The sequence below is a fragment of the Paenibacillus sp. 32O-W genome, assembly GCF_007679495.1.
In the GTDB taxonomy this organism is placed as follows: Bacteria; Bacillota; Bacilli; order Paenibacillales; family NBRC-103111; genus Paenibacillus_L; species Paenibacillus_L residui.
Window position 1 is genome coordinate 87,617 of sequence record NZ_VEGP01000016.1, and the last position, 9,115, is coordinate 96,731.

The following is a 9,115-nucleotide window of genomic DNA, read 5'->3' on the forward strand; positions in this document are numbered from 1 at the left end:
ATTTTTATACCGTTTGGGAAAGTGAAGCTTGCGAGCGGAATCCGGTCTCCGATCATCACCTCCTTGGCTTGTCGCGGACTCCGCTCCTGCTTCCCGTACGGTTACTTAAAGCATCCTCGAAACATTACTCCTTCAACGATCCGACCGTCATCCCTTTGACAAAGTATTTCTGACAGAAAGGGAAGACGAAGAGCATAGGACCGGCTCCAAGAAGCGCCAAGGCCATCCGTGTGGACAGGCTGGGGAATTGGGACAAATCGATATTGCCGCTGATGTATTGGGCATTCGTTGCAAAGAACTCGATCGAATTCATCGTCCGATACAGCAGCAGCTGCAGAGGCACCAGCTTCTCGTCGTCGATGAACAGCAGACCCAGCCACCAGTCGTTCCAGTAGGTGAAGCCGATAAAGAGCCCCACGGTAGCCAGCGCCGGTGTAGCCAACGGCAGAATAATTCGGAAAAATATTTTCCATTCGTTGGCCCCGTCGATTTTGGCCGATTCGATCACTTCGAGCGGCATCTTGTCCATGAATCCCTTCATGATCATGACATAGAACGGATTAAGCAAGTATGGAATGATCAGCACCCATATCGTGTCTTTCAACTGCAGGTACTTCGTCATCATAATATAGAACGGGACGAGCCCGCCGCTAAACAGCATGGTGAAGAACACATAGAACGTCGTAATCCGGCGGTAACGGTAATCCCGGCGGGAAATCGTATAACCGATCATCGCGGTCAGCAGCAAGCCCGCGGCCGTACCTACGACCGTGACGAAAATCGTCACGCCGTAAGACATAAGAAGCTGCGCCGGGTATTTAAAGACGGTTTGATAGGCCGTCAAGCTGAACTGCTCGGGAAACAGCTTATAGCCGCCGCGAATCAAAGCTTCTTCATCCGAGAATGAAATAGAGACAACAAGCAGGAGCGGCACCACCATGCACAAGGTAATGATGATAAAAAACAAATGTATGATTCCTTGTGCCCATTTCGGGTTGTCAGTCGACATTCACGAGCCCCCCTCTACCACAATGCGTTTTCGCTGTTGATTTTTTTGATGATATAGTTGGTCGACAGTACGAGAATAAAACCGACGACGGATTGATACAGACCAACGGCGGCGCTCATTCCAACATCGCCTAGATCACGCAGCGAACGATAAACATAAGTGTCGATAACATCGGTCGTCGTATACAGGAAGCTGGAGTTGTTCGGAATGAAATAGAACAGTCCGAAATCGGCCCGGAACATCCCGCCTACGGCGATTATAAACAAAATGATAATGAGCGGCGTCAGCAGCGGCAGCGTAATGCGGAAGACCATCTGGAACTTGGAGGCCCCATCGATTTTCGCCGCCTCATAATAGGTGGGATTGATACCTATAATGCCCGCATAATAGATGAGCGTGGAGAAGCCTACCGCCTTCCACAGCTGGACTCCGTTAAGCAGATACGGCCATTTGTCCGCCTCCTGATACCATTGGACCGGATCCCACCCGAAGGATAGGAACAGATGGTACAGGAACCCTTTCTCATGCTCCAGAAAAGCCAGGGTAATGTATCCGACAACTACCCAGGACAAGAAATACGGGAAGAACAAAGCCGTTTGGTACACTTTCACAAACCGTCCGGACACCTCGTTCATCAGCACGGCGAGAATAAGTGCGGCCGTGGTTGTAATAATGATGAACCCGAGATTATAGAGAACCGTATTCCGGGTAATTTGGAAGGCGGCCTCCGAGGAGAAGAAAAATTTGAAATTGTTTAAGCCGTTCCATTCGCTTCCAAAAATCCCGAGATCAAAGCGATACTGTTTAAAAGCAACGATCAAGCCGATGAGCGGCAAATAATTGATCACAAGCTTGATTAGAACTCCGGGCAAGGAAAGAAAAAACAGTTCTTTATTTCTCTTGAACTGCTCCCACTCTCGGGCCAGCTTGCCGCGGGGTCGGGAACGCATGGGTACCGCTTGCGGCGTTCCGCCTGATGTTGGTTTATCCATAATTTCACCCCAAGTCATAAGCAAAATTTCAGCTTCTGTACGAACTATATCGGAGCCGCCCGAAAAACGAAACTGGAAAGATCGTACTTTTGTTCTGAAGACGACTGCTCATTTTGTACTTTACTGCTCAATTGCAACAATTAAGGGCTTAAAGCCAGCTATATCAAGGGAATTTACCGGCTTGTCATATACCGTTAGCGCAGCAAATCAGCCCCGGATAAATACCCCACAAAGTGACGCACAGCCTTCGAAGCGTATTCCGGGTACTTTGCGGGGAGCCCCGAAAAAATACCCCACAAAGTGACGCACAGCCTTCGAACCGTATTCCGGGTACTTTGCGGGGAGCCCCGAAACCAATCAAAAAAAGGCTGAAGATGTTCAGCCTTTAATGTTGATTCGGCCCCCTGATCAAACCTTGGAAACCGGAAACAGCCGTCCGGCGAAATGTCCGGACGGCTCCTTATTCTATTTAACGGAAACGGCTTCAATGGTGCCCGGGCAGACTTCTCTTCAAGCGGTATTCCCGGGGTGTCGTTCCGTATTTGCTTTTGAACAGCTTGAAGAAGTGACTTTGGGTACGATACCCGACACGCTCCATCACTTCTTTGATGCTGTAATCTTCCCCTTCCAGCAGTTCCAGAGCCTTATTCAGCCTCACGTTATGGATATACTCCGTTACGGTGACGGAAGTATTGGCTTTGAACAGCCTCCCGACGTACGCCGATGACATCTTAAGCATGGAGGAGATGCTCTGCAGGCTGAGATCCATATCCATATAGTGGGTATCTATCAGTTCGCAAATCGTATCCACCAGCGCATCCTTCTTCTCCTCACTGGAGGATTGCCGATGCTCCTCCAGATTGGCGAACATCTTAAGGAACTGGTCCCGGACTTCCTCCAGTGTTTCGGCCTCGAGCACCCGGCGATATCCGTCCTGCCAGTCCATATCGACGGGAAGCAGACGGTTATTGTTAATCTCCATAATTGTGCCGCGAATGACAACTAGAAGGTGAAGAATCCAGTGCTGGATGTTCTCGATGTTGGAGCGGGCCGCCTGGTTCAGCAGCTCATCCAAATCGGCGGCAAGAGCTTCCGTTCGCGCGGCCTTCAGGTTTTCCGCAAGCCTCTTCTCCAATTCGGCCGTATTCGGGAAGGTATCGCTGCCCGCCTTCTCCCTGATCCGCTCCGGAGTGACTACTGAGCGCTTGCCGAATACCATCCGGTAGGCCGAACTGCGCAAAGCTTCCCCATACCGCGAAGTCCACTCCCTATAATCGGCGGCAGGCTGGCTTATCGCCACGGTCAGAGACAAACGGTACAGCCGGTACAGGGTCTCTTGAACCTCTTCGAGAACAGGGACCAGCCTGTCCATAAGCTCCGGCTCCATTCCCGCCCCACTGACGAGCAGGGTGAATTGATCGTTCTTCATATCCACGAATTCCACCGGCGCCAGAACCGACAGCAATTCTTCCGAAATATTGCCGACCGCGAACGAGAGCAGCCTTCTGTCGGCGGAAGACAACTGCATATATTGCTTGTAATCGTCGATTTTCATTACGATAAGCACATAAGGCCCGGACTCGGCAATTCGAAGCCGGCCGTCGGCGATCCATTGCCGGAAGGTTTGCTCATTCTCGGCCGTGCTGTCCAGGATAAGCTTCCGCAGTTGATAGTTGATAACGATCGATCGTTTGGCATCCCGGTCCCGTTCATACTCATCCATTTTCCGGAAAACATGGGTATGCAGTTGAGAAAGATACTTCATCTCGTCCTGGACCCCCGTCCGCATTCCGGCAAACATCGACTGCGGAACCTGCTTTAATTGCTTCAGAATGTTCTCCAGAGGCCCGTAGAGCTTCCTTGAAACCGGAAACGCGGCAATGAGCGATAGCAGCAGGAAAAGAACGGTGATGAGGATGAAATGCCCGCGCATTTGATAAATGCTGCCGAGCACAGCCTCATAGGGCCGTATGCTGACAATGGTCCAGCCGTATACGTCCGTATGCATGTAGCTGACCAGGTGGGAGCTGTCCTGGATCTTGCGGACAAATTGCCCGAAGCTCCCCGGCTGATCGGTCAGCAGGGCTTCCTCCAATTCATCCGGATCGATTGCCGGCGGAAGTTGATTGCGGGTATAATATTCGCCCTTGCCGTTGACGATCACAATGCTGTTCTCCCCGTAGCCGCTTAATCCGTTCAGCATCTGCAGATTATCGAACAGCCATTCCGGCTTGACGGCCAGGATAACCATGCTGGAGGAGTGGTCCGCCGGGGATTCTTCCGAACCGTACATTAAATAGCCGAACAAATCGATGCTGGATACGTTGCCTTCCGTGCTGGAATCCTGGTCGTAGCTTATAGGAATGAGCTGAAGGCGGCTGATGGAATCGCTCGTATGCAGGAACCGATCGAGCCGTTCTCTCTCCCCATTGGCATTCTGCTGGAACAAGGAATCCGTCGAATAATATTTTCCCGTATTAGCGTTATAGATAATAATCGAATGCAAAAAGGAGGTGGAAGAAACCAGCTTCTCCAGCTTCAGCATCTTGGAGGGCAGCTCGAAGATGTTCTCATCCCGCCCGTATAACAAAGCTACCATATCGGTATCCAAATAAACGGATTTGGCCAGATTCTCCACCATTTCATTCATGGACATAATATTATAGTTAATCTGCGCCAATATTTTCCGATCGGCTTCAGATTGAATTTTCAGAGCGGTATCCCGGGAATTCATATACAAAATCATAGAGAAAATCGTCACCAAAACGAAAGGAATGGTGAGCACCGCCAGCAAAATCCGGCGCAAATATTTTCGGGATCGGTACAAACGAATGATGTTCACGGCAATTCCCTCCGCGACCATTATCACTGAAAACGTTAAGCCCGAACATGATGCTTAGTCAGACATGAAACGGTCAGTATAATTTGAAATCAGACAAAACTTAAGGGCCCCCGCCATCCGTTGGCAGGACCCTCTTGCAGTTTACCATATTCCTATCAGCCGCGGGAAGATATTCGCGCGGAATAACTCGAAACAAGGCGCAACAACGAGACTATTGCACCTGATATTTTTCAAATAACGGGACTATCGACCAGAATATCAAAAGGTGGTATGATGAAAAAAAACGCAGGCTGTACGCCTCTTTGGCGCTTGATTGGTGAATCACTAGATCCGGTTCCGGGTAATTCAATATAGAAGAAGATATGCACTCTTTAAAATATTTTAGAAAGGAGAGGCGTTTCCTCGTATGCCTGGCAGGCACGGGTTTTTCACGCCGAGTTTATCGATGGACGGCCAAACCGTGGAGCAAATTCGGACAAGCTTGATCCGACAGCTTCTTTTTTTTGACGAGCAGCAGCTTAATGTTCTGGATACCTACTTCCCGGCCTATTGCACGGAGCCCGAGGAACGTTCATCCACCGCTGCCTGGATGGAGCATTACGTAGCGGAGCTGGAGCACATTGTGTCCGGGCTTGCGGGGGAATCTCCCTGCTTGCCCGACAAAGTGCTGATCGGAAGCACGGTCACTTTGCAGCAGCCGGCAGAGACGAAAACCTACAAAATTTGCTTCCCCCAGGACGCGGATCCGGATTCGGGGCGCCTGTCCTTTCTTTCCCCCATCGGAATGCGGCTGCTGTTGGCTTCACTCCACGAAACCGTCCGGCTTCCCGCCCAGTGTGAAGGAACCGATACGGTCATTGCCGATATCCGTTTTGAAGGGGATGTGTGAGGGGGCAAAGGAGGACTATCGCCTTCTCCAGATAGTTTTCAGTGTCCGCTCACTAATCAAAGTACGGTTTTCCAAGCTTGACTAATTCATTTTTATATGCGGGGTATTCAGATGAAATGGTTTAAGCATTCCTTCATTATGTGGATTCCTTTTATGATATTGTTTATTTTTGCAACCTTTAGTTTGGAATTGGTGGAAGGCAATAAAATCACGACAACAGAGTATATGGGACTGCTTGATTTGGGCTTAATTTATTTTCTCGTTGTGATGCCGTTCGCCTTTCTTTTATATCCCGTATCCTTTTTGCCCCTAACTATAATATTAAGCAAGTTATTCATTCCTTTTATTGGAAGGGCCATCATCTTTTCCGTGGCAGGCGGAATTGGCGGGATGTTAATTTTTAAGAAATTATATGGCTGGCACGATGGTTACTTTATAGAAGGATATAATTTAAACTTGAACAGTGCCATTTTGATTTTTGGCCTGGCCGGTTTACTCTATGCCTGGATAGACCGTTATCTGAAAGGGAAGAGAGGAAAGGCGATCCTTTTATAAGCCAATCGGGTGGATCAAAAAAACGCCACTTGTCGTGGCGTTTGCTCAAGGGTTACTCCTCCAAATCGTCCGCGAGCCGGATGCCGCTGAACTGCCATCTTTTCTCCGGCAGCAGGTAATGTCGAGTGGTCGGACGAATAAGGCCTCGCGGCGTAATGCAGGAACCTCCGCGCAAAACCATTCGGTTGCTCATATATTTCCCATGGTATTCCCCGAACGGACCTTCGGTCCGTCTATTGCCGGGATACGGCAAATATGGGCTCATCGTCCATTCCCAGATATCCCCATATCCTTGCAGCAGCAGTTCTCCATGCGAGCTTCCGGATGGGGCCGGATGGAACCAGCCGGACTCCGCAAAGTTGCCCTCAGGCCGGATCGCTGAGAAGGCTACCTCCCATTCCGCCTCTGTCGGCAGCCGTCTGCCTGCCCAACGAGCGTATGCGTCCGCCTCATAATAGCTCACATGACAAACGGGCTCGTCCAGCTCCAGCTCTCTCATGCCGGACAATGTATAATACCACCAGTTGCCGTCCCTTTTCTCCCAATAAAGCGGCGCTTCCCAGCCGTATTTTTGCACGCAGTTCCAGCCTTCCGCGAGCCAAAGCCGGGGCTGTCTGTAACCGCCGTCTTCCACAAATTGCAGATATTCCCCGTTCGTAACCGGCTGGGAGGCTAACCGAAAGCCCCCGATCCATACTTTATGTCTCGGCATCTCGTTGTCAAAGGCGAAGCCGGGGCCCTGATGGCCGATTTCGGCCTGACCTTCCGCAAACTTGTGCCAGGTCAAATAGGGAAGCACATGTAGTCCGCTTTCCTTGCGCTCACGATAGACGGGCTTAAGCGGATCGGCAAAGTAATTGTATTTGATATCCGCCACAAGCTGTTCCTGGTGCTGCAGTTCATGATTTAAGCTCAGCTCAAAATAAGGGGTTACCCGGGAGAGCTGCTCCTCGTCGGCATTTTCCAGCAGCTCCAGTATTCTTTCATCCACATGTCTGCGGTATCTGTAAATTTCCTCAATGGTCGGCCGCAAGCCGACACCGCGCGGCGCGGAAGCATGAAACTCCCCGCCGAATTCGCCGGAGGCAAACAAAGCTGCGTAATTATGGTCGTACCATTCGTAACGTGGGGCGTATCTTTGCAGCACGGCCGCCTCCAGAAACCAGGTCGTATGCGCCAGATGCCACTTGGGAGGACATACATCCTCCATGGCTTGTACCACATAGTCCTCCGCTTCCAGCGGGTCGGCCAGCCGTTCCGTAGTTTCCCGAACATCTCTATACCGTTCCTGCAGCCATCTTCCGGGTGACAAGCCCGCCTCAGTCCGTTGGGCGTATTCCATAATCATCCTCCTATCGGTTCCGGTGCCGACGATTTCCTCCGTTCCAAGAAAACCGTCCAACCCCATCCGTAATCATGCCCGCTCTGCAGTCCTCCGCCGGTTAGGCCGATTAGAGCGGCCCGACTGGTTCTTGTCCAAATAATTGTTGACCACCCGATCAAGCCTCGTAATCTGACAGCCGTAATCATATATGGTTGCGGCCACGAGAATTAATCGGGAGGAGTGCTCTTCATCCAATGTTCGGTTTCTCATCATTTCCTGTAAAAAGGCCTCGCTGCTCTCTTCCGACCGGTTCGGAACCGTTCCGTGCGCTTTCAGCTTGCCTTCAAATTTCAACAGCACGAGCTCGTGATGCTTAATAAGCTCCTCCAATTGCCGGTCAAACCGGTCATCCATCCTGCCATCGTCGGCATGGAAATAGTAACGGCCGACGGTCTCTTGAACGTCCAAGCCTTTTCTCAATGTTCTAAGCATTTGCTTATAAACGACGAGCAGACGGACCCCGCTGAGCGTGCGCTTCCCACGCTTCCCCAGCTTCTTGCGCTCTTCCTCGAACATCTCGTAGATGTCCTCCAGCTTATGAAGCGCCTTAAGCAGTTCTTCCCGCTGCTTCTTAAACACCGATTCCTTCATCTCCACAGAGATGGAGGTGCGCAGCAGGAGCGAAAGCTGGCCAAATACAAATCGAACCTGCTTGAGAAAATGCTTCTCATGCTGTGGCGGAAAAAAGGCGATATTGACGAGAAAGGCCGAGCCGATCCCGATCATAATCACCAGAAAACGATTGACGGCGAACAGCCAGTGAACAGATGCGTCACCCGCAACGTCCATCACCGCTATAACGGTCACCAGCGTCAAGCCTATCGTCGACTCCATCTTCAGCTTTATGCAAACCATAATCACGACAATACAAATCAAACCGATTGCTATCGGTTCGTTGCTAAAGAACATTCCTGCCAAAAGAGCAAGTCCGGCACCCAGCACATTCGTCTGCACCTGATCCAGAATATGCCTCCAGGACCGGTAGATCGAGGGCTGCATCGTAAATATAGCCGCAACCGCCCCGATTATCGCCGGGGTCAGACCTAACAGCGCACAGATGTATAGAGCAAGAGTAACCGCTACACCGGTTTTAAGCACCCGCGCCCCCAGTTCCATCAAGCTTGCCTCCTTGATTCGTCTCTCCTCATATTACACGGTTTGGAGTGCATTTGGCAAAAGGGGCTTTAGGCATAGCGTCCTTCGTCCCGCATACCGGGACCTTGAAAGGGGTTACTTTTCCTGATAGATAAGTCGGGATCCTCGCAGGCATCAGCGCCTCCCGCAGAACACCGGGACTATGGTACGTATCTCCTTCCCTGGGTATCCCGGGTTAGGGAAAGACACTTATGCCCCTCCTTTGTATTACTTAAGCTTCTCGGAATTCACATTCCGTTGCAGACTCTAGCTTCCTAGCTAGGGTCTTCTATTGTTTCACCCCCAAACA

Annotated in this window: 7 protein-coding genes; 2 read left to right on the plus strand and 5 right to left on the minus strand. The window is 50.8% G+C overall.

Features of this window, described 5'->3' with window-relative positions:
* Positions 1-124: 124 nt before the first annotated feature.
* The 3 genes from FS806_RS08995 to FS806_RS09005 all read right to left on the minus strand — a co-directional run bounded on the left by FS806_RS08995 (position 125) and on the right by FS806_RS09005 (position 4,843).
* Complete coding sequence (locus FS806_RS08995) at positions 125-1,009, minus strand: carbohydrate ABC transporter permease (RefSeq protein WP_144934742.1); 885 nt, start codon at positions 1,007-1,009, stop codon at positions 125-127.
* 14 nt (positions 1,010-1,023) lie between these two features.
* On the minus strand, positions 1,024-2,001 hold the full coding sequence (locus FS806_RS09000; protein ID WP_144934745.1) for an ABC transporter permease: 978 nt from the start codon (positions 1,999-2,001) through the stop codon (positions 1,024-1,026).
* Between the two features lie 484 nt (positions 2,002-2,485).
* Positions 2,486-4,843, minus strand: a complete 2,358-nt coding sequence (locus FS806_RS09005; RefSeq protein ID WP_186328288.1) for a helix-turn-helix domain-containing protein — start codon at positions 4,841-4,843, stop codon at positions 2,486-2,488.
* 445 nt (positions 4,844-5,288) lie between these two features.
* Here FS806_RS09005 and FS806_RS09010 point away from each other — a divergent pair, with 445 nt between their 5' ends.
* Positions 5,289-5,732 carry a GreA/GreB family elongation factor gene (locus FS806_RS09010; RefSeq protein ID WP_222126621.1) on the plus strand — a complete coding sequence of 148 codons (444 nt, stop codon included), beginning with the start codon at positions 5,289-5,291 and terminating at the stop codon, positions 5,730-5,732.
* Positions 5,733-5,843: 111 nt separating this feature from the next.
* Positions 5,844-6,287, plus strand: coding sequence for a hypothetical protein (locus FS806_RS09015; protein ID WP_144934755.1), 444 nt, complete (start codon positions 5,844-5,846; stop codon positions 6,285-6,287).
* A 52-nt stretch (positions 6,288-6,339) separates the two neighbouring features.
* Here the strand turns inward: FS806_RS09015 and egtB are convergent, their stop codons facing one another.
* Positions 6,340-7,689 carry an ergothioneine biosynthesis protein EgtB gene (egtB, locus tag FS806_RS09020; RefSeq protein WP_260982034.1) on the minus strand — a complete coding sequence of 450 codons (1,350 nt, stop codon included), beginning with the start codon at positions 7,687-7,689 and terminating at the stop codon, positions 6,340-6,342.
* 12 nt (positions 7,690-7,701) lie between these two features.
* Entirely contained in the window at positions 7,702-8,787 is a 1,086-nt protein-coding gene (locus tag FS806_RS09025) for an FUSC family protein (protein ID WP_144934761.1), read from the minus strand.
* Positions 8,788-9,115 lie beyond the last annotated feature (328 nt).